The following is a 25,372-nucleotide window of genomic DNA, read 5'->3' as shown; positions in this document are numbered from 1 at the left end:
ACCTCGCGCTTCGAGTTGGTGTCAGGCCGACTTGCTGCGGCGGGAGCTGCGCGAGGACGCCGCCCGTGGCAGCATGCGGGGCTCGGCCCCGTCGCGGACCACCTCGGCGGTCACCACGACCTGGCCGATGGTGTCATCGGAGGGGACGTGGAACATCACGTTGAGCAGGATCTCCTCCAGGATCGACCGGAGGCCGCGCGCGCCGATGCCGCGGGCCAACGCCAGTTCGGCGATGGCAGCGATGGCGTCGTCGGTGAACTCCAGGTCGACGCCATCCAGCTCGAAGAGCTTGCGGAACTGCTTGGTCAGCGCGTTGCGCGGCTCCACCAGGATGCGGACCATCGCGTCGAGGTCGAGCGGGTTGACCGTCGAGATCATCGGCAGGCGACCGATGAACTCGGGGATCAGGCCGAACTTGTGCAGGTCCTCGGGCCGGACCTGCTCGAACGGGTTGCCGTCCGTGCGCCGGGCCGAGAGGTCGTTGTTGAAGCCCAGCGGACGCTTGCCGACCCGGGCGTTGATGATGTCCTCCAGACCCGCGAACGCGCCGCCCACGATGAACAGGATGTTCGTCGTGTCGATCTGGATGAACTCCTGGTGTGGGTGCTTGCGACCCCCCTGCGGGGGCACCGACGCCGTCGTGCCCTCGAGGATCTTCAACAGCGCCTGCTGCACGCCCTCGCCGGACACGTCGCGGGTGATCGACGGGTTCTCACTCTTGCGGGCCACCTTGTCGATCTCGTCGATGTAGATGATGCCGGTCTCGGCCTTCTTCACGTCGAAGTCGGCGGCCTGGAGGAGCTTGAGGAGGATGTTCTCGACGTCCTCACCCACGTAGCCCGCCTCGGTGAGCGCCGTGGCGTCCGCCATGGCGAAGGGGACGTTCAGCATGCGGGCCAACGTCTGCGCGAGGTAGGTCTTGCCGCAGCCGGTCGGGCCGATGAGGAGGATGTTGCTCTTGCCGAGCTCCACCAACTCGTCCTCGGCGGCCCGACGCGGGCTACTGGCCTGGGCCTGGATGCGCTTGTAGTGGTTGTACACCGCCACGGCGAGCGCCTTCTTCGCCACCGGCTGGCCGATGACGTACGAATCGAGGAAGGACACGATGTCCCGGGGCTTGGGAAGCTCCTCCAACAGGCCCACATCGGTGGCCTCGGAGAACTCCTCCTCGATGATCTCGTTGCACAGCTCGATGCACTCGTCGCAGATGTAGACACCCGGACCGGCGATGAGCTTGCGCACCTGCTTCTGGCTCTTGCCACAGAACGAGCACTTCAGCAGGTCGGAGGTCTCCCCGATGCGTGCCATGCCAATCCCCTCCCTCGTCAGGCGCCTGACGTCAGCGGACGTCCTTCAGCGACGTGAAGATCTCGTCGATGATGCCGTACTCCTTGGCCTCCTGGGCCGTCAGGTACTTGTCACGCTCGATGTCGCGGCTGATCTTCTCGACCGACTGGCCGGTGTCGTGGGAGAGCATCTCCTCCATCAGCGACCGGATGCGCAGGATCTCCTTGGCCTGAATCTCCAGGTCTGAGCCCTGCCCGTACCCACCCTCGGTGGCGGGCTGGTGGATCAGGATGCGGCTGTTGGGCAGGGCGAAGCGCTTGCCCTTGGCACCAGCGGCAAGCAGCACGGCCGCGGCCGAGGCTGCCTGGCCCAGGCAGACCGTCGACACATCCGGCTTGATGTACTGCATCGTGTCGTAGATGGCGGTGAGCGCCGTGAACGAGCCGCCGGGGCTGTTGATGTACATCGAGATCGGGCGCTCGGGGTCCATCGACTGGAGCACGAGCAGCTGCGCCATCACCGCGTTGGCGATGTCGTCCACGATTGGGGTGCCGAGGAAGATGATGCGATCCTCGAACAGCTTGGTGTACGGGTCGACGCGGCGGACGCCGTAGCTGGTGCGCTCCTCCCACTGCGGGATGAAGTAGTCCATCATCGGGCCCTGCGGGGCGGCGCCGCCCGCGAGCATCTTGTTCATTGCTGCGATGTCCATGGGATCCGTCCTCACTGGTTCGGGGCGTCGGAGCCCGGGATCTGTGCGGCGCGCGCGTACACGTGGTCGATGAACCCGTACTCGAGGGCCTGCTGTGCCGTGAACCACCGGTCACGGTCGGAGTCGGCCTCGATCTGCGCGAGGGTCTGCCCCGTGTGCTCGGCGATGAGCTCCGCCATCTCCTTCTTCGTGGCGATGATCTGCTCGGCGAGGATCTTGATGTCGGACGCCGTGCCACCGAGACCGCCGGACGGCTGGTGCATCATGATGCGCGCGTGGGGCAGGGCGTACCGCTTGCCCCTGGTGCCGGCGCTGAGCAGGAACTGCCCCATCGAGGCGGCCAGGCCCATGGCGACGGTGGCGACGTCGTTGCTGATCCACTGCATGGTGTCGTAGATCGCCATGCCGGCGGTCACCGAACCGCCCGGGGAGTTGATGTAGAGGTAGATGTCCTTCTCAGGGTCCTCCGCGTTCAGCAGCAGCAGCTGCGCACAGATCGCGTTCGCGTTCTCGTCGCGGACCTCGGACCCGAGGAAGACGATGCGGTTGGCCAGGAGGGCCTGATACACCGAGTCACTCATGCCGGCCACCGATGGGCCGGCTGCGGCTCGCAGGCCGGGAAGCATGTTTTCCGTCACGTTCCTGACGCTACCCGCTGCCCGGGACATTTCGGAGGCAGTGGGGCCGGTGTTCGCTCAAGGCAGACGAGGCGAACCGCCGGTGGACGTGGAAACGCGCGGCCCCCGTAGGGACCGCGCGTTCCAGCGTCAGTCTCAGGCCTCCTCGGCCGCAGCCTCCTCGGCGGTGGCTTCCTCGTCGGTGGCCTCCCCCGCCTCGGCGTCGGCGTCCGCCTTCTTCTCGGCGGCAGCCTTCTTGGCCGGGGCCTTCTTCGCGGTGGCCTTCTTGGCCGGGGCCTTCTTCTCCGGGGCCTGGTCGTCGCTCTCGGCTTCGGCCGCGACGGACTCGTCGATGGTGCCGTCGGACTGGACCGCCGCGACGTTCACCACGTTGCCGTCCGTGTCGGTCACGGTGGACTCGAGGACGATCTCGCGGAGGATCTTGCCGCGGCGGAGCTCACCCATCCACTCAGGAGCGTGGTTGTGCTCCATCATGTGCTGCATCTCCTGCTCGGGTGAGGTGCCGGACTGCTGGGCCCGGCGGAAGATGAGCTCGGTCAACTCCTGCTGGGTGACAGTGACCTCGCGCTCGTCGGCCAACTTGTCGAGGATGATCTGCGCCTTGAGCGAGGTCTCCGCGTTGGTGGCGACCTGCGCCCAGAACTCGTCGGCGTCCTTCGCGGTCTCGTCCTCGGTGTCCTCGAGGTAGCGCTCGAGGGTGTAGCCCGCGCGGGCGAGCTGGTCGTTGATCTGCTGCTTGCGGTTCTCGACCTCGGTGTTCAGGAGCGCCTCGGGCAGCTCGAACTCGGTCTTGGCGACCAGGTCGGCGACGATCTTGTCGGAGGCGGCGTTGATCTGGTCGACGCGCGCCATGCGGGCGACGGCCTCGGCCAGGTCGGCCTTCATCTCGTCGACGGTGTCGAACTCCGACACCATCTGGGCGAACTCGTCGTCCAGCTCGGGCAGGGACTCGGTCTGCACCTTGGTGACGGTGACCTTGATGTCCGCCTGCTGCCCCTTGGCGGGACCGCCCAGCAACTCGGAGGTGAACTCGACCTCGTCGCCGGCGCTCTTGCCGTTGACGGCCTCATCCAGGCCGTCGATCATGCCGCCCGAACCGACCTTGTAGGTGAGGCCCTCGGCGGAGCCCTCCTCGATCTCCTCGCCGTCCTTGGAGGCGACGAGGTCGATGGTGACGACGTCACCGGGCTCGGCGGAGCCGTCCTTGTCCGCACGGGTGGCGAAGCGCTGGCGCATGACGGTGATGCGCTCCTCGACCTCGGCGTCCACGTTGCCCACGGCGTCCACCTCGGCGGTCAGCGTGGAGAAGTCGGGCATCTCGAAGTCGGGGCGGACGTCCAGCTCAGCGGTGAACTCGACGAGCTCGTTGTCCTCCAGCTTGGTCACATCGACGTCGGGCTGGCCCAGAGGGACCAGGTCGTTCTCGGCGACAGCGGCCGTGTAGGCGTCCGGCAGCGCGGCGTTGATGGCCTCCTGCAGCACCGAGCCCCGACCGAAGCGCTGGTCGATGATCGCCGCCGGCACCTTCCCCTTGCGGAAGCCGGGGATGTTCACCTGAGAGGCGATGTCCTTGTACGCCTTGTCCAGGTGCGGCTTGAGGTCGGCGAAGGGGATCTCGATGGTGAGCTTGACCCGCGAGGGGCCGAGCTTCTCGACGGTGCTGGGCACTTGGTTGACTCCTGTGTGTGGACGACGATTCGGTTGAACCCTCGGAGCGGATGACGGGAATCGAACCCGCGTAGCCAGTTTGGAAGACTGGGGCTCTACCATTGAGCTACATCCGCAGTGCGCGCTCACGCGCCGCTACAGCCTACAAGGTCGTCGGCCCCGGATGCACACCGAGCCCACGCGGGGCGGCCGAATCAGTAACTTCCCCGCGGCCAGTTCTCGCTGGAGCCGTGGTCATCGAATCTCTCGGCGCGCGAGCGGTTGCCCTTGAGGGCGTGCACGAACGCGGCCACCTCCTCGCGGGAGACGTCGTCGCCCTGTTGCACCTTCGGCAGACGGGCGGGGTCGCGGTCGGTGAGGGCCACCGGCTCCGCTCCGAGCTCGAGCAGCCAGCGACGGACCCTCTCGCCCGACGGGGTATGCAGGTCGAACGCCACCCGAGGTCGATTGTCCATGGCGTCATGCTAGGCGCGCCGGACGCCGTCCCCCTGCTCGCCTCCGGCAAGCTGGACGCCGTGGACGCGGCTCGATGCAAGCGGTCAGGCCGAGGCCTCGGTTGCCAGCGCGTCCGCGAAGGCCCTCAGCCGGTCAGGGGCGACCCGAACGAGAACACCGACACCCGATTGGGTCGACACCCGGGCGTCCAACTCGCCCTGGTCGGCGAACCACGCGAGCTCGACGTCGTCGTCGGACCATCGGCGGGCACGGAGGATGAAGGACGGCTCAAGGGGTTCGAAGTCCAGGCGCTCGATCGCGCCGTCAGCCAACTCCGCCAAGGACCGGACCAGGGAAGGGAACTCGTCCCGGTACAGGTTGACGGCAACCTCCACGAGCGGCTCGGCAGCCCCCCGCACCAGCGTCAGGCGGCACGCGCGCCAACCCTCGTCGTCGGGCACCCCCGCGGCCAGGCTCACCCTCCACGGGTCGACCGTGAATGACTTGTTGTCGAGATCAGCCACTTCTTCCCCGTCCTACTTGCGCTCCCACCGCGCCTTGGGCGCGGCCGTGTTGTACGTCGTGATGACCTGACCGCCGTTCGTGCAAACCGCCCACCCCGTCGAGGCGTCGTAGTACACGATGGCGCCCTCGTAGTTGGGGTCGGAGTACTTCGTGCCGGTGCGCATCACCTCACGCATCTTCGTGTTGGAGATGCCTCGCTGCTCCCCGCGCTCCTTGGCGTGCTGGGAGAACTTCCCCCGTTGCACGGACATCATGCGGGCCACCGCTTCGTTGCCCGCGAGGCGCTGCAGGTTGACCAGCACCGCCTCGCGGCGCCCCATGACGGACGTCGCGCGCTGACCGGTGGGACCCTCCTCGCCACGCACCAACCCATGGCGCCTGACCCCGGGCTCGGCCTCGAAGGCCTCGACGAAGCGGCTCATCCCCCCAGTATCGGCGCCTCGCCCATGGAGGGCACCCACCCAACGGGCACGGCGCGTGCCCCATGGGGAAGACGGGGCAACTGACGCGTGCGCTAGAATCCCCGAGGTCACCGGGGCGTAGCGTAGTGGCTAGCGCGCCTGCTTTGGGAGCAGGAGACCGCAGGTTCGAGTCCTGTCGCCCCGACCATTTCGCCACATCGGCCTGACTACGGGTTCAACGCTCGCCCACTAGGGGTTTCGCCCCCTCGCGGGAGGACGATGGCGGCCAGTGATGGTCAGAAAAAGACTCCTGGAGCCCCAAATAAGCCCCCAACTTTCCGTATTGGGGGCTTACGACACGCCTAGTCACAGCGATTTGGCCCGATGTGGGTCGGGGCCTTCCGGCATGGCCTGTCGCCCCTGTTTGAGCTGCTTTGGCGGTCCTCCCGGGCCTTCGGGCGAACGAACGAGCCCGTCGATGTCCGTGGAACCGCCGTGCTGCACATAGGGACGGGAAGGCTCCGCGCAGGCAGGAAGGTGAGCATGGCCAGCACTCGAAGGTCGTTCGGTTCCATCGAGCGGCGCCGCGGGCAGTTCCGGGCCCGGTACTGGGGCCCGGACATGGAGCGCTACGACGCACCGGAACCGTTCACTGCGAAGATCGACGCCGAGCATTGGCTGGCGGAGGTACAACGACAGATCAGCAGGGGTGACTGGCGGCCGCCCCAGCCGACCAAGAGCGACGAGCTGCTCACGCTTGCCGGCTACGCACCCCCCGCCCTCGACGCGAGGAACCTCTCCCCCAGGACCCGCGAGGAGTACGACAAGCTGCTGGACAAGCTGATCCTGCCCACCTTGGGCAGGAAGCAGCTGCGCTACATAGACCCCGAGACGGTGCGCCGCTGGTACTCGGCAGAGTTGCGCGCCGACAAGCCGACCCAGCGCAAGCACGCCTACACACTCCTGCGATCGATCTTCACCCAAGCCATCGCCGAAGAACTCCTCGACCGCAACCCCTGCCAGATCCGCAATGCGGGCAAAGTGCGCCGCACGCGTGACATCGAGCCGGCGTCCCCCGCGGAACTGGATCGGATCTTCGAGCTGCCCCTCCGCTTCGCCATCCCGGTGGCGCTCGGCGGCTGGTGTGGCCTTCGCTCCGGTGAGGTCCGCGCGCTCAGGATCAGGGACCTCCAACTCGACCCGGGCAACCCGGTCGAGGGCATCGAACCCAGCGGCGAGGTCTACGTCCGTCAGGCCGTCACCCGGACCAAGGGCTCGACCCACATCGGCCCCCCCAAGACGCGGGCCAGCATCAGGGACGTCGGCATCCCGCCCCACGTCGTGCCCCACATCATCAAGTACGTCGAAACCTTGGACCGTCCCGACCGCGAGGCCTTCCTCTTCCCGGGCAGGGACGGAGCCTCACCCATGTCCGAGAAGGCCCTGCGGTATGCCTACCAGCAGGCCAAGAAGGCCACCGGACGCCAGGACCTCACCTTCCACGACATGCGGCACAGCGCGGCATCCGTGGCGGGCCAATCGGGGGCCACCACCGCCGAACTCAAGGCGATGATGGGCCACGAGACGGCGTCGATGGTGGAGCGGTACCAGCACGCCAACAAGGCATCACGTGCCCGCCTGGCTCAGAACATGAGCCGGCTGTCGAGGCTGGCCACGTCCTGGGAAGAGAACCCGTGAGCGTTGCTGGTCGGCCGGTTGACACCTCACGGAGCGAGGACAGGGGACGCCGCCGCCTCGCTGTGTGGCAAGCCGACGATAACCGCCTGAAGTGGGCGGCGGCAGCGACGGTCCTACCCACCCCCAGGAGGACAACGGGCCGCTGCCGCCGGGTGTGGAGTCTACTGGGTGCCCCAACACGCAGCCCCACCGGAATTCTTGCCCCTGACCTGCTGCCGGGATCCCTGCCCGATTTAGATCCGTGGGCCTGGGAGCCTTTCGCGTGTGGCCTGGCGCGCATGCGCCTCCGCGTGGATGCGGCGGTCGCTGAGGGTGAGGGTGGGGACGGTCTCGGGGCGTGGTCCCGAGGCCAGTGAGCGGTCCAGGAGATGCTCGGCCCGGCGTTGGTGCCGGGCCGCGGCGGTGGCCTGGTCCGCGACCAGTTGAGCGGCGGGGATGATGCGTTGCGGGACGAGCCACAGGACGAGTCGTATGACGGGCCGCTCGCCGTCGGGTTGTGGGATGAGGCGCTTGGGGTCGAACTGGGGTGCCAGCCGACGGACTTCTTCACGGTCGACCCAGAGTCGTCCCGAGCCGACGGTCATGTCCCGGATGGTGTTGGCCAGGGCGTCACCAACCCAGGTCGCGTGACGGCTGAGCGCCTGGGTCACCGCGGCCAGTGAACGCGGGTGGTGGAGTCGCAGTAGTTCGGTTCCGGTGAGCCAACCATCGGGCCCGCGGAAGTCGGCCGCGATCGCTGCCCGAAGTTCGCGGGAGGTGCGGATGAACTCGATGGCCGGCGGGCCACCCAGGCGTAGGTGCGCCGGCCATTCAGCCAACGCTTTCCAACCCGTGTGTGCTTTGCTCATCGACTCCGTAACGTCCTGATGGGCCTGCGGGTCGGTGGTGGTGAGGCGGAGGATGGTGGCGTTGATGATGCTCAGGTCTGCGGCCATCATCGCGAAGGTGCCGCTGGTGACGAGCCGGCGATGCAACGCGAGTTCGGCCTCGTGCGCCCAGCGCTGGGCAGCCCCCAGCAGGGAGATCTCCGACCATGGTGTGGCCGTGAGGGATTCCAAAGCACTGTCCCGGTGGGTGGGGTCGATCCACAGGTGGGGCTCGGCCAACCTGGCCAGTTGCGTCAAGGGCTCCACCAACGGATGGTTCTGGTCGCCGAGTTGGCGCACGCCCCACTGAGCGAGGATGTGGGTCGCGGCCAGCAGGTTGCTCTGCAGACCGTAGGCGCTGGCATCATCGGACCGCAGGCCAACGAAGACCGGCTCGACGGCCGGCTCACGTGAGCGACGCGGGTTCGTTTGCCAGCCGGGCCGCCAAGGTTGGGTAGCGACACGGAATGGGGCACGCCGGCTGGTCAGCAGGTCGGCGATGGCGCCGACCACCAGAGCCGCGTCCGCCAAATGCCCGATTGGCTCACCATGGGGGCCGATCTTGGCCGTCGTCGAACTGATCTTGTCCAAGGCGGTGACCGCCACGTTGCGGATCTCGTGGCCAAGGTTGGCCTCCTCGAACGGGAGCGTGCTCAGGGCGCGGGCCAGGTGTCGTGCCAAGCCGTCCCAGCCCGCCTCCTGGGCACGCGTCTGCTCCGGGGCATCGGCGGCCGGGTCTGCACTGACGAGGGTCGCGATCTGGTGCAGCCGATCGACCAGGGTCCCGATGGTGGCGCTCATGGCTTGGCCACCAGCCGGAGTGCTTCGGCCAACCAGCCCTCGATGACGGGCGCGAGACCTGCCCTGCCCCGGATCAGGACCAAGGCGCGACCGATCGCCTCGACCGCCGGCATCGACACCGCCAGCGGCAGAGCCTCCTCCACGCCGTCGACCTGCTCGAGCTCGACCTCGACATCGATCAAAGCCGCTAGGGCGAACTCGTCGGTGACCTGACCACCCAGCCGCGCCAGGCGGACCAGCCACAACACCTCACCCCACACAGCGACCACATCATCGCTGCGCACCTCACGCCGACCATCAGGCAGCGAGTCGCTTCGGAACGCCTGGTCGACCACGTCAGCGTCCCAGCCCACGAGAGACGGGAACCTCGGACGTCAGGGGGACCGGGATACGCTCCTGCTGTTCCACCCCGGGTGAGCGTCCGGCTGGCACCTGTTCGAAGCGGATCCCCAGCTCGCCGTCGGTGGTGGCCAAGCCCCGCTCCCCCAACAGGCGGACGAACTCATCGCCCACCTCCGTGCCCCGCGCCCGGGACGCCGTGGTGGCGGCATCCACGGCGTGCAGCACCTGCACCCGGAACCAAGCCGCCTCAGGATCCTGCGCTCGACGGACCTCCTCCACCGCATGAGCACGACTCCCCCGCACCAAGTCCAGGTTCCAACGTGGCTCCACCGCAAGCGGCTCCGGCAGTCCCGCTCGAGCAGCACCCAGGTCCTCATCCTCAAGCCGCCCCGGGACACCCAGAACCGAATCGCGGACCTCGATGAAACGCGTCCGGACCTCGGGCTCCACCCAACCCGGGTGCCCCTCCACGACCCGGATCAGGCCGGCCACCTCCGCAGCAGGCATGAACCGGAACTGATCACCGTCACCGATGAACTCGGCGACCACACGCTGGAACGCGATCGGATCCAAGCCCTCCCAGTGGAACTCGGCCGCAGCCAACTCCGCCATGTCGCGCCGTACCGCCGCCACCAAGGCAGCGCTCTCAAACGGGGATGTTGCCATCATCGGCTCCTCACTCGATAAGTCCTCACCCCCCTATGCGCAGCAACCGGCACTCCAAGGACACCGAGGGCACGTGGACTTCTCCGAGAAGAGCTGCAAGTGCATCGGACTGGCGTGGTGGCGACCTCCGCCTGCCCATGGCGGGGCGGGTGGATGCTTGCGCACGCGGCGCCGGTGTGTTGGGATCGTCGACACACCCAGTCGGGCCACCACCCCCGTGCTCGTCCCGCCTCTCAGGGCGGGCTTGCTCCCGTTCGGAGTTGCCGATGCTCATCCCCCCTCGTCACCCCCAGTCGGGCGTCTGTCCGGCCGTCGGACACTCGCATCGCTTGGTCGACCTGCACGGTCGCACGGCGGTCGAGCTGAGTCCAGCACAGTGGTGTACGACCCGGTGATCGTGACCGTGTCGCTCCGAACGTAGGGGCGGTCACCGGGTGATTCTTCGAGAGATCTCTCACAACCAACTCGAAGGAAAGGCACTACCGATGACCGCTGTTCCCAGTATCGACGACCCCGCCCAGTTCCTGAACCAGATCTTGGGCCAGTCCTCCCCGGACCTGCTCCGCGAACTGTTGGAAGGGTTCGTGAACACGATCCTGTCTGCCCAGGCCGACCAAGTCTGCGGCGCCCCCTACGGCGTCACGGATGAGGCCCGGGTGAACCGGCGCAACGGCTACCGCCACCGCGACCTCGACACCCGCCTCGGCACGTTGGATGTCGCTGTGCCGAAGCTGAGCGAGGGCTCGTTCTTCCCCGAGTGGCTGCTGGCCCGGCAACGTCGCTCCGAGCAAGCCCTCGTGTCGGTGGTGGCGACCTGCTACCTGCTGGGCGTGTCGACCCGGCGGATGGACAAGCTCGTCAAAGCGCTCGGGATCACCGGCCTGTCGAAGTCCGTGGTCAGCGTGATGGCCCAAGAGCTCGACCAGCTGGTCGCCGACTTCCGCAACCGACCGTTGGACGCCGGCCCGTACACGTTCGTGGCGGCCGACGCCCTCACCATGCGCGTCCGTGAGGGCGGCCGGGTGGTCAAGGTCGCCGTCATGGTCGCCACCGGCGTCAACAACGATGGCTACCGCGAAGTACTAGGCGTTTCGGTGTCCACGAGTGAGTCACATGCTGGTTGGCTGACCTTCTTCAAGGACCTGGTGGCCCGCGGCCTGACCGGCGTCGCCCTGGTCACATCGGATGCGCACAGCGGACTCGTGGAGGCGATCGGGGCGACCCTGCCCGGTGCGTCGTGGCAACGCTGCCGTACTCACTACACCGCGAACCTGATGAGCGTGTGCCCCAAGCACGCCTGGCCAGCAGTGAAGGCGTGGCTGCATTCGGTGTTCGACCAGGCCGACCCCGACGCGGTGCACGCCCAGTACGACCGGCTCCTGGCCGAGGTCGCAGCCAACAAACTCCCCGCCGTCCACGACCACCTCGAGCACGCCCGCGACGAGGTCCTCGCCTTCACCAACTTTCCGCAAGGGGTGTGGCGGCAGGTGTGGTCCAACAACCCCAACGAGCGGTTGAACAAGGAGATCCGCCGGCGTACCGACGTGGTGGGGATCTTTCCCAACCGCGACAGCATCATCCGACTGGTTGGCGCTGTCCTGGCCGAGCAACACGACGAATGGGCCGAAGGCCGCCGCTACCTCGGCCTCGAACTATTGAAGAAGGCCCGCCTCACCCTCATCCCCGGCACCACCGAACAGGAGGAACCCACCGCCCTCACCGCATGAAACGAAGAATCCCCCGTACACCACCCCGCTGGACTTGACCTCCGAGTTCATCAAGTTCACCCCAACGCGACACTCCCCCGACCAGCAGTCAAGCGTGTCAAAGAAGTCCGAAGCGGGCTGATGCGACGCAAGTGCCACGAAGTCTGGAACCCATGAGACAGCCGGACGCTGGGCTCGACCGAGCCCCGCTCGCACCACCTGCCGAGCTTGTACCTAACCATCTGCCGAGCTTCTATCTCACCATCCGCCGAGCCCGAATCCAACCACCTGCTGCGAGTTGACCGTTGAATGCCCGGCTGGTCCTGGCGCGCATGCCCGGTGGTAGGTTGGCTCCGCCGGCCTGTGCGGTCGGCGCGTCGCTGCCAGCGAAGTCGGTGTGATCCCGACGCTGTCGCGCAACGGTGATGCCGCAGAACTCCCCCAGAGGTGCGGACGAGCCCGGTCGCCTGTCCTCGACGCCCTTCTGGACGGGCCTCCGCTGCAGGGGCCGGAAAGGCACGCGATGACCCGCCGCTTGATCGGAGTGGGCGTCGGCCCGGGCGATCCGGAGTTGCTGACCCTGCGAGCGCACCGCATTCTCTCCACCGCTGACGTGGTGCTGGTCCCGAGCACCGAGGCGTCCGGCGACGGCCCGGGGCGCGCCGAACGCATCGTGCTCGCCGCCTGTCCGGACGCCGCCCCCCGCGTCCGCCGCGTGCCCTTCAGCATGGGCGACCGCACCGGCGTGACCCGACGTCGCGCCGCCGCTTGGGAGACGTCCGCCGCCGAGACCCGGGCCGCGTTCGATGCCGGTGCGACCACGGTGGCCTTCGCCACGATCGGCGACCCGAGCGTCTACTCCACGTTCAGCTACCTGGCCGCCGGGGTGCTGGAGGCGCTGCCCGACACGGCGGTCGAGGTGGTGCCCGGCATCACGGCGATGCAGGCGTTGGCCGCGGCGTCCAGAACCCCGCTCGTCGAGGGCGACGAGAGCCTGACCCTCGTCACGATGAAGCACGGCCTGGACGACGTCACCCACGCCCTCGACGCACACCCGGGCGGCACCGTCGTGGCTTACAAGATCGGGCGCCACTTCGCCGCCCTGCGCGACCACCTCGAGCAGAGCGGTGGCGAGCACGTGGTCGGGATCGACGTCGGCCTGCCCGACGAACGCCTCGGCCGCGCCGCAGACTTCGACGACGCGCCGTACTTCGGCGCCGCGCTGATCACCCCCACCCGCACGAGCACCGGAGGCAGGCTGTGAGCGGCAAGGTCGTCTTTGTCGGCGCAGGCCCCGGGGCCCCCGACCTCATCACCCTGCGCGGCGCGCGGGCCATCGCCGAGGCCGACATCATCATCTGGGCGTCCTCGCTGGTCAGCCCCGAGATCGTGGCCGGGCACAAGCCCGGCGCCGAGCTGGTCGACTCGGCGTCGGCCTCGCTCGAAGCGATCACCCCGCTCTACGAACGCGCCCGCGACGAGGGCCTGCTGGTGGCCCGGGTGCACACCGGCGACCCTGCCATCTACGGGGCCACCGCCGAGCAGCGCGACGTGTGCCGGGCGGTGGGCGTCGCGTTCGAGTCGATCCCGGGCGTGTCGGCCTTCTCCGCGGCGGCCGCCGCGGCCGAGGTCGAGATCACGCTGCCCGAGGTCGCCCAATCTCTCATCCTCACCCGCCTCGAGGGCGGCCGGACGCCGATGCCCCCGCGCGAGCACGTCCGGGAGTTCGCCCGGCACGGCACCACGATGGCGCTCTACCTGTCGGCGGCCCGCAACAAGGCCCTGCAGGAGGAACTGCTGGCCGGCGGCTACCCGCCCGACACCCCGGTCATCATCGGGCACAAGGTGAGCTGGCCCGACCAGGTGCTGCTGCGGTGCCGCCTCGACGAGTTGTCGGCCACCATGAAGGACCACAAGTTCTGGAAGCACACCGTCATCCTCGTCGGCCCTGCCCTCGCAGAGGCTCCCGTCGAGAAGCGCAGCCACCTCTACCACCCCGGCTTCCGCCACGAGTACCGCGCGGCCGACCCGGCCGCCGCCGCCGACCTGCGGGAGAAGGGCGCCCACGCATGATCACCGTCTTCGGCTACCTCGGCCACTCCAGCGCCACCCTCACGGACGCCGCGGCCTCGGCCGCGCTCGTGGTCGGCGGACGCCGGCACCTCGACGCGCTCGACGTCCCGACCGAGCGGCGGGTCGAGCTCGGCCCGCTCCAGCCCGCGATCGACGCTCTCGTGGCGCTGCCGGAGGGCGACGAAGCCGTGGTGGTGGCGTCCGGGGACCCCTTGTTCTACGGCGTGGTACGCCGGCTGCGCGCCGCCGGGCTGGCCGTGCGCGTGGTGCCCGAGGTCGGGTCGCTGCAGGCCGCGTTCGCCGCCGTCGCGCTGCCCTGGGACGACGCCCTGCTCGTCAGCGCCCACGGCAACGACCCCGCCCCGGCGCTGCGCGCGTGCGGGGAGCACCCGAAGGTCGGCGTCCTCACCGACCACCTCACGGGGCTGCCGCAGGTCGTCGCGGCGACCACCGGCCTGGGCCGCTGGTACGTGCTGGCCGAGCGGCTCGGCGAGGCCGACGAGCGGGTGCGGGTGTTGAACGAGGCCGAGGCGTTGCGCGTCACCGACCCGGCCCAGCCGCACGTCGTGCTCGTGCTCGCCCACCACCCCGACGACCCGGCCGCCCTCGGCACCCAGCACGGCATCGCGGGCACCAGCGCGCCGGAGCCGGCCGAACGCCACCGGGGCGGTGACGTCGTGGGCCAGCTCACCAACTCGGCCGCCGCCCGCGCGCACGCCGACACCATCGACGCCGCCCTGGGCGCCACCCGGCGCTACGACGGCCGCGCCGGCGACCACCTCGCCGCCGCCTGGGCCGAGTGCGACCTCATCATCAGCCACCTCGCCCTCGGCGCGACGACCCGCCTCATCGCCCCGCTTTTGGCCGACAAGAAAACCGACCCCGCGGTGGTCGTCGTCGACGAGGCGGGGCGCTTCGTCGTCCCGCTGGTGGGCGGGCACGTCGGCGGCGCCAACGACCTCGCCGTGCGCGTCGCGGACGCCCTGGGCGCCACCCCGGTGGTGACCACCGCCACCGACGTGACGGGCGTGCCCGGCTTGGACACCCTCGGCTGGCCGACCTCCGGCGACCTCGCCGGCGTGACGCGTGCCCTGCTGGACGGATCGCCGGTCGAACTCGTCCGCACCCAGCCGTGGCCGCTGCCGGCCTTGCCGACGAACGTGCGCGAGCCCGGCGTGGCCCGGGTCGAGCGGCGCGGCACGCACACCTCCGAGCTGCCCGACCTCGGCGAGCCCGTCGCGCGCATCGTGGTCTCGGACGCCGTCCCCGCCGACGGCGACCTGCCGACCGTGACGCTGCACCCGGGCAGCCTCGTGGTGGGCATGGGCTGCAACCGCGGGACGTCGGTCGACGTGTTGGCCGGTCTGCTGGAGCAGGTCCTGGCCGAGGAGGGGCTGGCGCAGGCATCCGTGACCGCTTTGACCAGCGTCGACGCCAAGGCCGACGAGGCCGGGCTCATCGCGTTGGCTGGGCGCCTGGGCGTCCCGTTCGTCACGTACCCGGCCGAGACGCTCGCGGCGATTGCGGTCCCCAACCCGTCGGCCCACGCCGACCAAGCGGTCGGGACGCCGAGCGTCGCGGAGGCATCCGTGATCGCCCACGGCGCCCAGCTCGTCGTGGAGAAGCGGAAGAACCCCGACGCGACCGTCGCCATCGGACGCCTCGCGCCGCTGGGCACGCTGGCCGTCGTCGGCCTGGGCCCGGGTGCGGACGACCTGCTGACCCCCCGCGCCCGGAACGTGCTGCGCGCCTCGAGCGTCGTGGTCGGCTACCGCCCCTATGTCGCGCAGATCCGGCACCTGCTGCGGCCCGGCACCGATGTGCTGGCCATCGGCATGGGCACCGAGGAGCACCGCATCGAGTTCGCGATCGCCCAGGCCCGCGAGGGGCGGTCGGTGTCGCTGGTGTGTGGCGGCGACCCGGCGATCTACGCGATGGCCTCGCCGCTTCTGGAGAAGGGCACCGAGGGCGTCGACGTGCAGGTGGTGCCGGGCGTGACGGCCGAGCTCGCGGCGTCCGCGATCCTGGGCGCCCCGCTGGGGCACGACCACGTGACGATCTCGTTGAGCGACCTGCACACGCCGTGGCCGGTCATCGAGCAGCGGCTGCAGGCCGCCGCCGAGGGCGACTTCGTCGTGGCCCTGTACAACCCGCGCAGCAAGAAGCGGGTGATGCACCTGCCCCGGGCGCTGGAGATCCTGGGCGCCCACCGGCCCCCCACCACCCCGGTGGCGGTCGTGCAGGATGCCTCGCGCGCGAACGAGAACCACCGCATCGCGCCGCTGGCCGACTTCGACCCGACGTGGGTCGACATGCACTCGATCGTCATCGTGGGGTCGTCGAAGACCGTGCTGGTGCCCACCGGCGCCGACGGCCAGGTGATGGTGACCCCGCGCGACTACACCTGGCTCGATGGAACCCTCCCGAAGGGGAATTGCTGACATGACCGTGAAGGACGCCACCGTGCCGACCCCGCCCGCCCTGCTCATCGCCGCGCACGGCACCCGCCTCCCCGCGGGGCAGGACGCCGCACGCGCACTCACGGCGCTGGTCGCGAGCAAGCTGCCCGACGTCGTGGTGAGGGATGCCTTCATCGAGCTCACCGACCCACCCCTGGACGCCACGCTGGCCGAGCTGGCGGCGTCCGGGCCGCTGGTCGTCGTGCCGCTGATGCTCGGCGCGGGCGGGCACCTACGCGACGACATCCCCGAGGCGATCGACGCCGCCCCTGTGGGCGCCCGCATCGCCCTGGCCGACCACCTGGGCCCCGACCCGCGCCTGCGCGCCGCCGTCCGCGAGCGGATCGCCGAGGTGCTCGGTGACTGGGCGCCCGACCAGACCGCCGTGGTGTTCCTGGGGCGCGGCTGCTCGGTGCCCGACGCGAATGCCGACCACACCCGGCTGGGCCGCATGCTGTGGGAGGAGGGCGGCTACGCCTACGTCACCGACGCGTTCATCCAGGTGGTGTCGCCGACGCTGGCCGAGGGGTTGTCGCTGGCGTACTCGACCGGCGCCCGGAAGATCGTGGTCGCACCGCACTACCTGTTCCCAGGGTTGCTGGAGAACTGGGCGCACGACCAGTCCGCGCGCTGGGCGGCCGAACACCCCGACGCCGAGGTGCGGGTCGCGCCCATCATCGGCGCCGGCGACGCGCTGGCCGACGTCGTCATCGACCGCTACCGCGCCGCCGCCGAACACCTCGACGAGGGCGAGGGCTCCGCGGTGTACCTGTCGGGCCTCGACCTGCGCGGACGCCGCGTGCTGGTCGCCGGCGCCGGCCGGGTCGCGACGCGCCGCATCAGCCGGCTGCTCGAGGTGGACGCCGACGTGACGGTGGTCGCCCCCGAGGCATCGGGCCGGGTCACGGCGTGGGCCGCCGCCGGAGCGCTGACCTGGGAACGGCGGCCCGTGGAGCCCGTCGACGTCGAGGGCGCTTGGTACGTCCTGGCCGCCAGCGACTCTCCCGAGGCCAATGCCGAGGTGGCCGCCGCGGCGGAGCGGGCGGGCACCTTCTGCGTGCGCGCCGACGACGCGACCGGCGGGTCGGCCTGGACACCGGCCACCGGCGTGGCCGGCCCCGTCACCGTCGGGGTGGTCGGCCGCGGCAACCCGCGCCTGTCGGCGTCCCTGCGCGATGTGGCGGTCCGTGCGGTCGCGGCGGCAGGTGCGCAACCGCAGGCCGGGGCGTCCGGGCGGCCGACCTACGACTACCGCCAGCAGGGCTCGGACATCTACGCCGAGTCGTTCCGGATCATCCGCGACGAGGCCGACCTGTCGGTGCTGCCGGCCGACCTCGAGCCGGTCGCGGTGCGGATGATCCACGCCGCCGCCCAGACCGACCTGGCCGGGTCGCTGGCCTGGTCGCCGGGCGTGGCCGCGGCCTGCCGCGACGCCCTGCGCGCAGGCGCACCGATCCTGTGCGACGCATCGATGGTCGCCACCGGCATCATCCGCTCCCGGCTGCCCGCCGACAACGAGGTGGTCTGCCACCTGGGCGACCCCCGGCTGGCCGACCTCGCTGCTGAGCTCGGCACCACCAAGACGGCCGCGGCGGTCGAGCTGTGGCGCGAGCGGCTCAACGGGGCGGTCGTGGCGATCGGCAACGCTCCGACCGCGTTGTTCCGGCTGCTCGAGGTGGTGCGCGACACCGGCGTCCAGCCGGCGGCGGTGATCGGCATCCCGGTGGGGTTCGTCGGGGCAGCCGACTCCAAGCAGGCGCTGGCCGAGAACCCCTACGGCCTGGAGTTCCTCACCGTGCTCGGACGCCGCGGAGGCTCGGCCCTCACCGTGGCTGCGATCAACGCGCTCGCCTCGGCCGCGGAGACGACCAACGAGGCCACGGAGCGCGCCCGGTGACCCGCGAGCTCGTCCTCATCGGCATCGGCGCGGGTGACCCCGGCTGGTTGACGCTGGAGGCCGTCGAGGCGATCAAGGCCCTCGACATGCTCTTCGTCGTGGTGAAGGAGGACGAGTACGACGAGCCGGTCGCCTTCCGGCGCTCGTTGGTCGCCCAGCACCGGCCCGAGGCGTCCGGGCTGCGGGTCGTCGAGCTGCACGACCCGCCGCGCCCATGGCAGACCACGCCCGACTACCCCGCCGCCGTGCGGCGGTGGCGCGAGCAGCGGCTCGCCGCTTGGTCGGACGCCGTGGCCACCCACCTGGGCTCGGGCCAGGTCGGCGGGTTCCTGGTCTGGGGCGACCCGAGCCTGTACGAGTCGACGCTGGCGATCGCCCAGCAGCTCAAGGCGGCCGCCCCCGCGGAGGCGCCAGTAGCACTGCGGGTGATCCCCGGGATCAGCTGCGTGCTCGCGCTCGCGGCCCGCCACCAGATCCCGCTCAACCGTCAGGGCAAGGCGGTGCAGATCGCCCCGGCCCGGCTGCTGGCCGACGGCATGCCCGCCGACGTCGACGACGTGGTCGTGATGCTCGACGGCAAGCAGACGTTCGCGCGCATCGACCCGACCGGCCTCCACATCTTCTGGGGGGCCTACCTCGGCACCCCCGGCGAGATCCTGCTCAGCGGCCCCCTCGCCGAGGTCAGCGACGAGATCCTGGCCGTGCGCGCCGAGGCCCTTGCCCGCAAGGGCTGGATGTTCGACACCTACCTGCTCAGGCGCGAGAAGCCCCCGATCACCTCCCAACGCCGCTGACCAGTGCGCTGGCCCTGCTGGCCTGACCCGGCCCACGGTCATCCTCCGTGGTCGTGGCGGTGGTGCGCGTCGGGATAGTGCTCGTGCGTGTGCGTCATCTCCGCGTGGGTGTGCTCGTGGACGTGCCAGCCGGCCGCCGAGGCCTGGTCGGGGTGCTCGTGGTCGTGGTGGCGATCGTGGCTGTGCCCGTGGGTGTGGGTGACGGCGGCGTGGTGATGCGTGTGCTCATGGGTCTCGGTCAGGTGGAGCCACACGCCGACGGCCATCAGGACGCCACCCGCCACGAGCGACCAGGTCGCAGTGTCCCCCAGCGCCACGGCCAGCACGGCCCGAAGAAGGGTGCCACGCTGTAGTAGGCGCCCGCCCGCGCGGTGCCGAGGCTGCGCAGCCCCACGATGAACAACGCCAGGCTCGCCCCGTAGGCGAGGAACCCGATCGCCAGCGCAGCACCCACCAGCGCGGGCGCGGGCACCGTGGCCCCGAGCGCGAAGGCCAGCGCCAGGTTCACGGGGCCGGCGACCGCGCTCTTCACGGCGGCCAGCAACGTCGCATCGGCCAGCGCGACACGCCCGGTGAGGTTGTTGTCGATCCCCCACGCCAGGCAGGCGCCGAGCACCGCCAGGCTGGGCCACACCGCCCCCACCTCGGCTCCGGTGGGCACCGCGAGCAACACCGCGCCGGCAACGATGGCGGCCATCCCGACCAGCACCCGGCGCCCGACATTCTCGCGGAACACGACCCACGCGATGACGACCGTGAAGACCGCCTCGGCGTTCAGCAGCAGGGACGCCCCCGAGGCCGGCATGGCCGCCAACCCCACCATGAGCAGGACCGGACCCACCACCCCGCCGGCGAACACTGCTCCTGCGACCAGCTAGCGTTCGGTCGGGGTCAAGAGAGGGCGTGGGACACGCGCCCGCGCCCGCCGGCCCGCCAGGCGCACGAGGCCCAGGCCCAAGCCCGAGCCGCAGTAGAGCAACCCCGCCATCAGCCACGGACTCACCTGGCCGAGCAGGAGCTTGGCCAGGGGCGTCCCAGCGCCGAAGAGCACCGCGGCCAGCAGCGTCACCCGGACGCCGTGGTGGCGCAGCCCGGACGCCGTCACCGCCACCTCATCACTCCGTTCCCCACGAGGCCCTGGACGCGACCCTAGGCGCGCCGCGCACCTTCGCCGAGGGACTCGAGCTTGGCCCACGCGATGTCGGCATGGACGCGCCCGCCCAGCCCGCAGTCGGTCGAGGCGATGACGCGGTCGGGGCCGACGGCGTCGGTGAACCGGCGGATGCGCTGGGCGACCAGGTCGGGGTGCTCGACCACGTTGGTGGCGTGGCTGACCACCCCCGGAACCAGGACGAGGTCGTCGGGCAAGGCCACCTCGTTCCACACCGTCCACTCGTGCTCGTGGCGGACGTTCGCTGCCTCGAACGAGAGCGAACCGACGTTCGCCGTCAAGACGACCGGCAGGATGTCGGCGATGCCGATGTCGGTGGTGTGGGGGCCGTGCCAGGAACCCCAGCACAGGTGCAGCCGCACGAGTTCGGCCGGCAACCCCGCGATCGCATGGTTGAGCGCATCGACACGGATCTGGGTGAACCTCTGGTAGTCGGCGACGCTGGGCTCGGGCGTGACCTGGTCCCAGTTCTCGGCCAACGACGGGTCATCGATCTGGACGACGAGGCCCGCGTCGGTGATCGCCTTGTACTCGTGGCGCAGCGCCTCGGCCCACGCCCAGATGTGCTCCTCCTCGGTGGCGTAGTGCTGGTTCCACACGCGGGCCGCACTGCCGGGCGAGATGGCCGTCAGGAAGCCCTGCTCCCCCGGCTGGAGGGCCGCCTGGAGGTTGCGGATGTCGGTGGCCACGGCGTCCTGCCCGGTGTACACGAGGGGCCCCGTCGTCGACGGGAACGCCGTGGCGAGCTTGCCGGTGTCGACGCCCCCCACCTCGACCGGGTCGGAGTAGACCCGCGGGAAGCGCTGCCGGTCCCGCCGGTTCGCGAACGAGGTGAGCCGGACGTTGCCGGGTGTGGAGGGGGCGTCCGGCTGGTTGAACAGGTCAACCTCCCCGAGCTCGAGCCCGCCGACCCGCTGGAAGGAGTACGACCACCAGGCTCCGTAGTCGACGGCGTTCGACATCGCCTTACCGAACTCGCCGTCCCCCAGCAGGGTGATGCCGGCGTCGCGCTGCCGAGCGACCACGTCGGCGACCGCCTCCGTGACGAGCCGGGCGAACTCGGGGGTGGTGTCCAGGGTGAACCCGTCGTCGGCGAACGAGCGGGCCGCGTTGGCGGCGATGAGGGCGTCCGTGCGGGGCAGGCTGCCCGACGTCGTGGTGTGGATGGTGGTCATGTCAGAAGTCCCAGTCCTCGTCTTCGGTGTTGACGGCCTTGCCCATCACATAGGAGGAACCCGACCCCGAGAAGAAGTCGTGGTTCTCGTCCGCGTTCGGTGACAGGGCGGCCAGGATCGCGGGCGACACGGCGGTCGCCGGCTTGGGGAACAACGCCTCGTAGCCAAGGTTCATCAGGGCCTTGTTGGCGTTGTAGCGCAGGAACATCTTGACATCCTCGGTCAGGCCGAGCGGGTCGTAGAGGTCCTCGGCATAGGTCTCCTCGTTGTCGTAGAGCTCCAGCAGCAGGTCGAAGGTGTACTCCGTCAGCTCGTCGCGCCGCGCCTGGTCGGCCTCGGCGAGCGCCTTTTGGTACTTGTAGCCGATGTAGTAGCCGTGCACGGCCTCGTCGCGGATGATCAACCGGATCAGGTCGGCGGTGTTGGTCAGCTTCGCCCGGCTCGACCAGTACATCGGCGCATAGAAGCCGGAGTAGAACAGGAACGACTCCAGCATCACCGACGCGACCTTGCGCTTCTCGGGGTCCTCGCCCTCGTAGTAGCCCAGGATGATCTGCGCCTTGCGCTGCAGAGCCTCGTTCTCCTCGCTCCACCGGAACGCGTCGTCGATCTCAGCGGTGGAGATCAGCGTCGAGAAGATCGAGCTGTAGCTCTTCGCGTGCACCGACTCCATGAACGCGATGTTGGTGTAGACGGCCTCCTCGTGGGGCGTCCGGGCGTCGGGGATCAGCGACACCGCACCGACGGTGCCCTGGATCGTGTCGAGCATGGTCAGGCCGGTGAACACTCGGGTCGTCATGAGTTGTTCGTGCGGCTTGAGCGTGCGCCACGACGGCACATCGTTGCTCAAAGGCACCTTCTCGGGCAACCAGAAGTTGCTGGTCAGCCGGTCCCAGACGTCGGCGTCGATGTCGTCGGTGATGCGGTTCCAGTTGATGGCCTGGACGCCGCGCAGCAGGGTGGTCTTGTCGTTCATCGTCTCGTCCTTGTCGATTCAGAGCATGCAGCTGACGCAGCCGTCAACCTCGGTGCCCGCGAGGGCGAGCTGCCGCAGCCGGATGTAGTAGAGGGTCTTGATCCCCTTGCGCCACGCGTAGATCTGCGCCTTGTTGATGTCGCGCGTGGTCGCCGTGTCGGGGAAGAACAGGGTCAGCGACAGGCCCTGGTCGACGTGCTGGGTGGCCTCGGCGTAGGTGTCGATGATCTTCTCGGGGCCGATCTCGTAGGCGTCGGCGTAGAACTCGAGGTTGTCGTTCGTCATGAACGGCGCCGGGTAGTAGACGCGGCCGATCTTGCCCTCCTTGCGGATCTCGATCTTCGCCACGATCGGGTGGATCGAGCTGGTGGAGTGGTTGATGTAGCTGATCGACCCGGTCGGCGGCACCGCCTGCAGGTTCTGGTTGTACAGCCCGTGCTCGGCGACCTCGGACGCCAACCCCCGCCAGTCCTCGGGCGTGGGCAGGTGGATGCCGGCGTCGGCGAACAGCTGGGCGACCCGGGGCGTCCGGGGTGACCACTGGCCGTCGATGTACTTGGCGAAGTACTCCCCCGTCGCGTACGTGCTGCGCTCGAACCCGTCGAACCGGACGCCGCGCTCCCGGGCCAGGCGGCACGAGGCGGCGATCGCGTGGAACGTCACCGTGTAGAAGTACATATTGGTGAAGTCCAGGCCCTCCTCCGAGCCGTAGTGGATGCGCTCGCGGGCGAGGTAGCCGTGCAGGTTCATCTGGCCCAGGCCGATCGCGTGGCTCATCGCGTTGCCGCGTTCGATGCTCGGCGCGCAGGCGATGTTCGACTGGTCGGACACCGCGCTCAGCGCGCGCACGGCCACATCGATGGTGCGCCCGAAGTCGGGCGAGTCCATGGCGTGGGCGATGTTGAGCGAGCCCAGGTTGCAGGAGATGTCCTTGCCGACGTGGTCGAAGGACAGGTCCTCGCGGTAGGTCGACGGGGTCGACACCTGGAGGATCTCGGAGCACAGGTTCGACATGGTCACCCGCCCGTCGATGGGGTTGGCCCGGTTCACCGTGTCCTCGAACATGAGGTAGGGGTAGCCCGACTCGAACTGGATCTCGGCCAGGGTCTGGAAGAACTTGCGCGCGTTGATCTTGCGCTTGGTGATCCTCTTGTCGTCGACCATCTCGTGGTACTTCTCGGTGACCGAGATCTCGCTGAACGGCACGCCGTAGACCCGCTCGACGTCGTAGGGGCTGAACAGGTACATGTCCTCGTCGTGGCGGGCCAGCTCGAAGGTGATGTCGGGCACGACGACGCCCAGCGACAGCGTCTTGATGCGGATCTTCTCATCAGCGTTCTCTCGCTTGGTGTCGAGGAAGGCGAGGATGTCGGGGTGGTGGGCGTTGAGGTAGACCGCCCCAGCACCCTGGCGGGCACCGAGCTGGTTGGCGTAGCTGAACGAGTCCTCGAGCAGCTTCATGACGGGGATCACGCCCGAGGACTGGTTCTGGATCTTCTTGATCGGTGCCCCGGCCTCGCGGATGTTGGTCAGCGACAGCGCCACCCCACCGCCGCGCTTGGAGAGCTGCAACGAGGAGTTGATGGCTCGTGCGATCGACTCCATGTTGTCCTCGATGCGCAGCAAGAAGCACGACACGAGCTCGCCGCGCTGGGCCTTGCCGGCGTTGAGGAACGTCGGCGTCGCCGGCTGGAACCGGCCCGCCATGATCTCGTCGACGACCTGCTCGGCCAGGCCGCGGTCGCCGGCCGCCAGCGTCAGGGCGACCAGGCACGCCCGATCCTCGAAACGCTCGAGGTAGCGGCGCCCGTCGAACGTCTTGAGCGTGTAGGACGTGTAGTACTTGAACGCGCCCATGAACGTCGGGAAGCGGAACTTCACCGCGTACGCGCGCTTGAACAGGCTCTTGATGAAGTCGAAGTCGTAGCGGTCCAGCACCTCGGCCCCGTAGTAGCCCTCCTCGACGAGGTAGTCGAGCTTCTCGCGCAGCGAGTGGAAGAACACCGTGTTCTGGTTGACGTGCTGCAGGAAGTACTGGCGGGCCGCCTGACGGTCGGCGTCGAACTGGATGTTGCCGTCGGCGTCGTAGAGGTTCAGCAGCGCGTTCAGGGCGTGGTAGTCGGCGGAGTCGCTCGCGACGACTTCCTGACCGGTGTCGGTGAGCAGCGTGGTCATGGGTGGTGGATCCTTTCGCGGACGCGCTCGACGTCGTCGGGCGTCCCGAGGAGTTCGAAGCGATCAAGATGGGGGACGCCGCACTTGGCGGCCACGATGTCCCCGGCCAGGCAGTACGCCTGGCCGAAGTTGGTGTTGCCCGCGGAGACGACCCCGCGAATCAGGGCACGGTTGCCCGGGTCGTTGAGGAACCGGATCACCTGCTTGGGCACGGCCCCGCGCGCGTTGCCGCCCCCATACGTCGGCACGACGAGCACATACGGCTCGGTGGCGACCAAGGGCTCATCGGCGGGGCGCAGCGGGATGCGGTCGGCGTCCACCCCCAGCTTCTGCACGAAGCGGTGGGTGGTGTTGGACGCCGACGAGAAGTAGACCACGCGCACGGCGGACGCCGCGGGCTAGGCGACGCGGACGCGTTGCGCCGCGGCCTTGATGCGGTCGGGGCGGAAGCCGGCCCAGTGCTCCTCACCGTCGACGACGACCGGGACCTGCTGGTAGCCCAGCGCCATCACCTCGAGCAGGGCGGCCTCGTCCTCGGCGAGGTCGATGACCGCGTAGTCCAGCCCCAGCTTGTCCAGGGCGCGGTAGGTCGCCGTGCACTGGACGCACGACGGCTTGCTGTAGACGGTGATTCCGTTCGACATGCTCTCTCCTCGAAGCAGTGGTCAACCTGTGCGCTGGCAGGTATTCGGACTCGAGGGCAGGACGCCAGATGGCGTTGGTCTAATGGGCGACGCTTCCCAGCCCTGTCGGGCCAGTGCTCGATGCCGCCGGTCGTTCCCTCTCACCGCTGCGGGGCAGTCCCGGATTCACACCGGGTTCCCTATTGCCTCACGGCGCCAACCCCAACATGTTGTGGTCGATGACGTGAACCAGCACAACGGACAGTAATGACACCTGTGTGATT

Annotated in this window: 25 protein-coding genes, 2 tRNA genes, 1 pseudogene and 1 riboswitch; of the genes and pseudogenes, 9 read left to right on the top strand and 19 right to left on the bottom strand. The window is 69.4% G+C overall.

Features of this window, described 5'->3' with window-relative positions; all coding sequences use genetic code 11:
• Nucleotides 1-21: 21 nt before the first annotated feature.
• From clpX to AC5YDV_RS15540, 8 genes are all read right to left on the bottom strand, one after another.
• A complete protein-coding gene (clpX, locus tag AC5YDV_RS15575) occupies nt 22-1,308 on the bottom strand; it encodes an ATP-dependent Clp protease ATP-binding subunit ClpX (protein ID WP_496184385.1) in 1,287 nt (428 codons plus the stop codon).
• Nucleotides 1,309-1,339: 31 nt separating this feature from the next.
• Complete coding sequence (locus AC5YDV_RS15570) at nt 1,340-1,984, bottom strand: ATP-dependent Clp protease proteolytic subunit (RefSeq protein ID WP_496184404.1); 645 nt, start codon at nt 1,982-1,984, stop codon at nt 1,340-1,342.
• Nucleotides 1,985-2,010: 26 nt separating this feature from the next.
• On the bottom strand, nt 2,011-2,625 hold the full coding sequence (locus AC5YDV_RS15565; protein ID WP_496184403.1) for an ATP-dependent Clp protease proteolytic subunit: 615 nt from the start codon (nt 2,623-2,625) through the stop codon (nt 2,011-2,013).
• 147 nt (nt 2,626-2,772) lie between these two features.
• Nucleotides 2,773-4,305 (bottom strand): trigger factor, encoded by a 1,533-nt coding sequence (gene tig / locus AC5YDV_RS15560; protein ID WP_496184384.1) that lies wholly within the window; start codon nt 4,303-4,305, stop codon nt 2,773-2,775.
• A 45-nt stretch (nt 4,306-4,350) separates the two neighbouring features.
• A tRNA-Gly gene (locus AC5YDV_RS15555) sits at nt 4,351-4,421 on the bottom strand.
• Between the two features lie 78 nt (nt 4,422-4,499).
• Nucleotides 4,500-4,760, bottom strand: coding sequence for a hypothetical protein (locus AC5YDV_RS15550; RefSeq protein WP_496184383.1), 261 nt, complete (start codon nt 4,758-4,760; stop codon nt 4,500-4,502).
• An 84-nt stretch (nt 4,761-4,844) separates the two neighbouring features.
• A complete protein-coding gene (locus AC5YDV_RS15545) occupies nt 4,845-5,264 on the bottom strand; it encodes a hypothetical protein (RefSeq protein ID WP_496184382.1) in 420 nt (139 codons plus the stop codon).
• A 12-nt stretch (nt 5,265-5,276) separates the two neighbouring features.
• Nucleotides 5,277-5,687, bottom strand: coding sequence for a DUF4258 domain-containing protein (locus tag AC5YDV_RS15540; protein WP_496184381.1), 411 nt, complete (start codon nt 5,685-5,687; stop codon nt 5,277-5,279).
• Nucleotides 5,688-5,798: 111 nt separating this feature from the next.
• On the opposite strand from AC5YDV_RS15540, the gene AC5YDV_RS15535 reads away from it, so the two are divergent.
• Together AC5YDV_RS15535 and AC5YDV_RS15530 are read left to right on the top strand one after the other, a co-directional pair.
• Nucleotides 5,799-5,874 (top strand) — tRNA-Pro (locus AC5YDV_RS15535).
• 335 nt (nt 5,875-6,209) lie between these two features.
• Nucleotides 6,210-7,364: a tyrosine-type recombinase/integrase gene (locus AC5YDV_RS15530; protein WP_496184380.1), complete on the top strand. Its 1,155-nt coding sequence runs from the start codon at nt 6,210-6,212 to the stop codon at nt 7,362-7,364.
• A gap of 233 nt (nt 7,365-7,597) precedes the next feature.
• Here the strand turns inward: AC5YDV_RS15530 and AC5YDV_RS15525 are convergent, their stop codons facing one another.
• The 3 genes from AC5YDV_RS15525 to AC5YDV_RS15515 are packed head-to-tail and all read right to left on the bottom strand — an operon-like array spanning nt 7,598 to nt 10,039.
• Entirely contained in the window at nt 7,598-9,031 is a 1,434-nt protein-coding gene (locus tag AC5YDV_RS15525; RefSeq protein ID WP_496184379.1) for a hypothetical protein, read from the bottom strand.
• Entirely contained in the window at nt 9,028-9,384 is a 357-nt protein-coding gene (locus AC5YDV_RS15520) for a hypothetical protein (protein ID WP_496184378.1), read from the bottom strand. The genes AC5YDV_RS15525 and AC5YDV_RS15520 overlap by 4 nt, the downstream gene beginning before the upstream one ends.
• Nucleotides 9,368-10,039, bottom strand: coding sequence for a hypothetical protein (locus tag AC5YDV_RS15515; protein ID WP_496184377.1), 672 nt, complete (start codon nt 10,037-10,039; stop codon nt 9,368-9,370). Before AC5YDV_RS15515 ends, AC5YDV_RS15520 begins: the two co-directional genes overlap by 17 nt.
• A gap of 485 nt (nt 10,040-10,524) precedes the next feature.
• Between AC5YDV_RS15515 and AC5YDV_RS15510 the strand changes: the two genes are divergently transcribed.
• The 7 genes and pseudogenes from AC5YDV_RS15510 (at nt 10,525) to cobF (ending at nt 18,968) form a co-directional block, all read left to right on the top strand.
• Nucleotides 10,525-11,766, top strand: a complete 1,242-nt coding sequence (locus tag AC5YDV_RS15510) for an IS256 family transposase (RefSeq protein WP_496184376.1) — start codon at nt 10,525-10,527, stop codon at nt 11,764-11,766.
• A 502-nt stretch (nt 11,767-12,268) separates the two neighbouring features.
• Nucleotides 12,269-13,009 carry a precorrin-2 C(20)-methyltransferase gene (gene cobI, locus AC5YDV_RS15505; protein WP_496184375.1) on the top strand — a complete coding sequence of 247 codons (741 nt, stop codon included), beginning with the start codon at nt 12,269-12,271 and terminating at the stop codon, nt 13,007-13,009.
• On the top strand, nt 13,006-13,818 hold the full coding sequence (cobM, locus tag AC5YDV_RS15500) for a precorrin-4 C(11)-methyltransferase (RefSeq protein ID WP_496184374.1): 813 nt from the start codon (nt 13,006-13,008) through the stop codon (nt 13,816-13,818). The genes cobI and cobM overlap by 4 nt, the downstream gene beginning before the upstream one ends.
• Nucleotides 13,815-16,259 carry a precorrin-3B C(17)-methyltransferase gene (gene cobJ, locus AC5YDV_RS15495; RefSeq protein ID WP_496184373.1) on the top strand — a complete coding sequence of 815 codons (2,445 nt, stop codon included), beginning with the start codon at nt 13,815-13,817 and terminating at the stop codon, nt 16,257-16,259. The genes cobM and cobJ overlap by 4 nt, the downstream gene beginning before the upstream one ends.
• A gap of 1 nt (nt 16,260) precedes the next feature.
• Nucleotides 16,261-17,472 (top strand): annotated as a pseudogene (locus AC5YDV_RS15490) (CbiX/SirB N-terminal domain-containing protein); the annotation flags it as partial.
• Entirely contained in the window at nt 17,455-18,174 is a 720-nt protein-coding gene (locus tag AC5YDV_RS15485) for a precorrin-8X methylmutase (protein WP_496184402.1), read from the top strand. The pseudogene AC5YDV_RS15490 and the gene AC5YDV_RS15485, both read left to right, overlap by 18 nt.
• On the top strand, nt 18,171-18,968 hold the full coding sequence (cobF, locus tag AC5YDV_RS15480) for a precorrin-6A synthase (deacetylating) (RefSeq protein WP_496184372.1): 798 nt from the start codon (nt 18,171-18,173) through the stop codon (nt 18,966-18,968). The genes AC5YDV_RS15485 and cobF overlap by 4 nt, the downstream gene beginning before the upstream one ends.
• 38 nt (nt 18,969-19,006) lie before the next feature.
• Here the strand turns inward: cobF and AC5YDV_RS15475 are convergent, their stop codons facing one another.
• The 8 genes from AC5YDV_RS15475 to nrdH are packed head-to-tail and all read right to left on the bottom strand — an operon-like array spanning nt 19,007 to nt 25,109.
• The gene (locus AC5YDV_RS15475; RefSeq protein ID WP_496184371.1) at nt 19,007-19,234 is read right to left on the bottom strand and encodes a hypothetical protein; all 228 of its coding nucleotides are present in this window, start codon (nt 19,232-19,234) and stop codon (nt 19,007-19,009) included.
• Nucleotides 19,234-19,827 carry an EamA family transporter gene (locus AC5YDV_RS15470; RefSeq protein WP_496184370.1) on the bottom strand — a complete coding sequence of 198 codons (594 nt, stop codon included), beginning with the start codon at nt 19,825-19,827 and terminating at the stop codon, nt 19,234-19,236. Before AC5YDV_RS15470 ends, AC5YDV_RS15475 begins: the two co-directional genes overlap by 1 nt.
• A gap of 15 nt (nt 19,828-19,842) precedes the next feature.
• Nucleotides 19,843-20,073, bottom strand: a complete 231-nt coding sequence (locus tag AC5YDV_RS15465) for a hypothetical protein (RefSeq protein WP_496184369.1) — start codon at nt 20,071-20,073, stop codon at nt 19,843-19,845.
• A 44-nt stretch (nt 20,074-20,117) separates the two neighbouring features.
• The gene (locus AC5YDV_RS15460; RefSeq protein ID WP_496184368.1) at nt 20,118-21,314 is read right to left on the bottom strand and encodes a cobalamin-independent methionine synthase II family protein; all 1,197 of its coding nucleotides are present in this window, start codon (nt 21,312-21,314) and stop codon (nt 20,118-20,120) included.
• A gap of 1 nt (nt 21,315) precedes the next feature.
• Nucleotides 21,316-22,290 carry a class 1b ribonucleoside-diphosphate reductase subunit beta gene (gene nrdF, locus AC5YDV_RS15455; RefSeq protein ID WP_496184367.1) on the bottom strand — a complete coding sequence of 325 codons (975 nt, stop codon included), beginning with the start codon at nt 22,288-22,290 and terminating at the stop codon, nt 21,316-21,318.
• An 18-nt stretch (nt 22,291-22,308) separates the two neighbouring features.
• Complete coding sequence (gene nrdE, locus AC5YDV_RS15450; protein WP_496184366.1) at nt 22,309-24,465, bottom strand: class 1b ribonucleoside-diphosphate reductase subunit alpha; 2,157 nt, start codon at nt 24,463-24,465, stop codon at nt 22,309-22,311.
• Nucleotides 24,462-24,848: a class Ib ribonucleoside-diphosphate reductase assembly flavoprotein NrdI gene (nrdI, locus tag AC5YDV_RS15445; protein WP_496184365.1), complete on the bottom strand. Its 387-nt coding sequence runs from the start codon at nt 24,846-24,848 to the stop codon at nt 24,462-24,464. The genes nrdE and nrdI overlap by 4 nt, the downstream gene beginning before the upstream one ends.
• A 15-nt stretch (nt 24,849-24,863) precedes the next feature.
• A complete protein-coding gene (gene nrdH, locus AC5YDV_RS15440) occupies nt 24,864-25,109 on the bottom strand; it encodes a glutaredoxin-like protein NrdH (protein ID WP_496184364.1) in 246 nt (81 codons plus the stop codon).
• Between the two features lie 18 nt (nt 25,110-25,127).
• Nucleotides 25,128-25,357, bottom strand: a riboswitch (cobalamin riboswitch).
• Nucleotides 25,358-25,372 lie beyond the last annotated feature (15 nt).

This window comes from Propioniciclava sp. LT432 (assembly GCF_059515965.1).
The sequence above is the reverse complement of the archived record's forward strand: the minus strand, read 5'-3'. Positions and strand labels throughout refer to the sequence as shown.

What these genes read in the sequence shown, in the direction of transcription:
- clpX (WP_496184385.1), bottom strand. Translation starts at nt 1,308, where the DNA reads ATGGCACGCATCGGGGAGACCTCCGACCTGCTGAAGTGCTCGTTCTGT.
- AC5YDV_RS15570 (WP_496184404.1), bottom strand. Translation starts at nt 1,984, where the DNA reads ATGAACAAGATGCTCGCGGGCGGCGCCGCCCCGCAGGGCCCGATGATG.
- AC5YDV_RS15565 (WP_496184403.1), bottom strand. Translation starts at nt 2,625, where the DNA reads ATGCTTCCCGGCCTGCGAGCCGCAGCCGGCCCATCGGTGGCCGGCATG.
- AC5YDV_RS15550 (WP_496184383.1), bottom strand. Translation starts at nt 4,760, where the DNA reads ATGGACAATCGACCTCGGGTGGCGTTCGACCTGCATACCCCGTCGGGC.
- AC5YDV_RS15540 (WP_496184381.1), bottom strand. Translation starts at nt 5,687, where the DNA reads ATGAGCCGCTTCGTCGAGGCCTTCGAGGCCGAGCCCGGGGTCAGGCGC.
- AC5YDV_RS15530 (WP_496184380.1), top strand. Translation starts at nt 6,210, where the DNA reads ATGGCCAGCACTCGAAGGTCGTTCGGTTCCATCGAGCGGCGCCGCGGG.
- AC5YDV_RS15525 (WP_496184379.1), bottom strand. Translation starts at nt 9,031, where the DNA reads ATGAGCGCCACCATCGGGACCCTGGTCGATCGGCTGCACCAGATCGCG.
- AC5YDV_RS15515 (WP_496184377.1), bottom strand. Translation starts at nt 10,039, where the DNA reads ATGGCAACATCCCCGTTTGAGAGCGCTGCCTTGGTGGCGGCGGTACGG.
- AC5YDV_RS15510 (WP_496184376.1), top strand. Translation starts at nt 10,525, where the DNA reads ATGACCGCTGTTCCCAGTATCGACGACCCCGCCCAGTTCCTGAACCAG.
- cobI (WP_496184375.1), top strand. Translation starts at nt 12,269, where the DNA reads ATGACCCGCCGCTTGATCGGAGTGGGCGTCGGCCCGGGCGATCCGGAG.
- cobJ (WP_496184373.1), top strand. Translation starts at nt 13,815, where the DNA reads ATGATCACCGTCTTCGGCTACCTCGGCCACTCCAGCGCCACCCTCACG.
- AC5YDV_RS15475 (WP_496184371.1), bottom strand. Translation starts at nt 19,234, where the DNA reads ATGGCCGTCGGCGTGTGGCTCCACCTGACCGAGACCCATGAGCACACG.
- AC5YDV_RS15460 (WP_496184368.1), bottom strand. Translation starts at nt 21,314, where the DNA reads ATGACCACCATCCACACCACGACGTCGGGCAGCCTGCCCCGCACGGAC.
- nrdF (WP_496184367.1), bottom strand. Translation starts at nt 22,290, where the DNA reads ATGAACGACAAGACCACCCTGCTGCGCGGCGTCCAGGCCATCAACTGG.
- nrdE (WP_496184366.1), bottom strand. Translation starts at nt 24,465, where the DNA reads ATGACCACGCTGCTCACCGACACCGGTCAGGAAGTCGTCGCGAGCGAC.
- nrdH (WP_496184364.1), bottom strand. Translation starts at nt 25,109, where the DNA reads ATGTCGAACGGAATCACCGTCTACAGCAAGCCGTCGTGCGTCCAGTGC.